Source organism: Porphyromonas sp. HMSC077F02 (assembly GCF_001815465.1).
GTDB classification, from domain to species: domain Bacteria; phylum Bacteroidota; class Bacteroidia; order Bacteroidales; family Porphyromonadaceae; genus Porphyromonas_A; species Porphyromonas_A somerae.
The window spans coordinates 142,999-144,581 of record NZ_KV820675.1 but is presented as its reverse complement, the minus strand read 5'-3'; the positions used below and the strand labels follow the sequence as shown (position 1 = coordinate 144,581).

Annotated in this window: 1 protein-coding gene and 1 pseudogene; one reads left to right on the top strand and one right to left on the bottom strand. The window is 51.9% G+C overall.

The genetic code is table 11. From position 1 onward, the window contains the following. Positions 1-182, top strand: a pseudogene (locus HMPREF3027_RS09690) (hypothetical protein); the annotation flags it as partial. Positions 183-267: 85 nt separating this feature from the next. Here HMPREF3027_RS09690 and HMPREF3027_RS06225 read toward each other — a convergent pair. Then, a complete protein-coding gene (locus tag HMPREF3027_RS06225; RefSeq protein WP_070707661.1) occupies positions 268-1,407 on the bottom strand; it encodes a BPL-N domain-containing protein in 1,140 nt (379 codons plus the stop codon). Positions 1,408-1,583: the final 176 nt, after the last annotated feature.

Here is a 1,583-nt window from a genome sequence, read left to right as displayed (position 1 = left end):
GGGCAAGGTGCCGTAGGGCACCAAGGCCCCACCAAGGGCGCTGGGAGCGTACTCACGTACGTGACTTAGCCCGAATCCCGAAAGCAACACCGCAGATCGCCTTCGTGCAACAGTCTCAATATAATCAATTGACCCTTGTGGTCGCACAAGCTCATCCAAGTGCGACCACAAGGGTCGAATAATATTTATCGACACCTATCCCGCCGGTCATCGGCTCTGCGAGCCTCGACCAGGGGCTAGCTGAGTGGCACCCTGCCGGGTGCTCCGCTACTCCACTTTCAGTTGCTCAATCGCATCACCGATGGCCTGCTTCACCTCGGGTTCGGATTCCACATTGTACGCCACCTCTAGGTCGGGGAGATAGGTGCGGTACATTGCCCAGCCTATCCACTCTGCAGCACGCTTTCGCACAGCAGGAGAGGCATCGAATATCAAGCCTTGGATCCACCGCTTAGCATCCCAAGAGTTGTGCTGCATTAGCCAATTGATCGCTGCCAGCTTTGCCTCCTCATCGCCATAAAGGAAGGTTTGAAAAGCCTCCCCCTCCGCCTGACGACGCTCCTCAGTCATCAATAGCTCCTTGCCGAACTTGCTTGGGTCTATAAACTTAGCTGGAAGCTCCGATGCCATCTGCCTTGGCGAAACCTTATGAGCCAACCGAGAGAGCATCCACTGCATTCCAGGCGTTGCCTCAGGATGCCCCACCACCGAAGCAGTCCACCCCTTACCATACTGTGCAATATAGAGGAAACTCTTGCCATTAGTCATATCACTAGGAGCATTCCCCTCCACATGCACATCACTCTCCATCGTTGCATAAGAGTGATAAGTAACTTCACTTCCTTCACGAGGTAACACCACAGGGCCTTCATAGTACATTATATATAAGGTGTCTTGCTCCGCCACCTCAGGGAATAGTTCTTTCCCATCATTTGTCAGCGTCACCTTCGCAATCCCCCTACCCCGATTATCGTGCTCAATGTCATGTGCCTCAGCACCACTCATCGCCAGACAAGCGTAGTTAGGTGTCTCCGTGATCAGATAAGCGCCAGCACAAATTCCCACATAGCCACCGCCATTCGCCACAAACTCCTGCACCTTTCGACGGCCCTCACCACCCATGTTGAGATACTGACGGCTACCCCCTCCACCAGGCACCACCAACACATCCACATCGGCAAGAGCCCCCTCATTGATCTCCTTAGTGGTGAGCAAACGGCACTCCAGCGATGGATCCATCTCCACCGCCGCCTTTGCCTCCCAGACACAGGTTTCCGAACCTCCATGCCCCTGAAAAACCGCCACCCGAATCACCTCCTTCGGAGTAGCCTCCTTTTCCACATCATTACCACACGACAGCAGACAAAAGCTAGCTATCACAGCCAAGAGAGAATAAAGTCTTTTCATATCTTCAATTATAGTTCAATAAAGTCACTACGCAAATGTAACCAAATCCCCCTCCACCACAAAACCTATACCTTCCTCCAAACTCATCTTAGTTTTAAATTTTGAAATGGCTGAAAGGGTGTCTTGGTATAGAGGAAAAATTGAGATGCAACTAAGCAATTGACGAGTTGCAACTA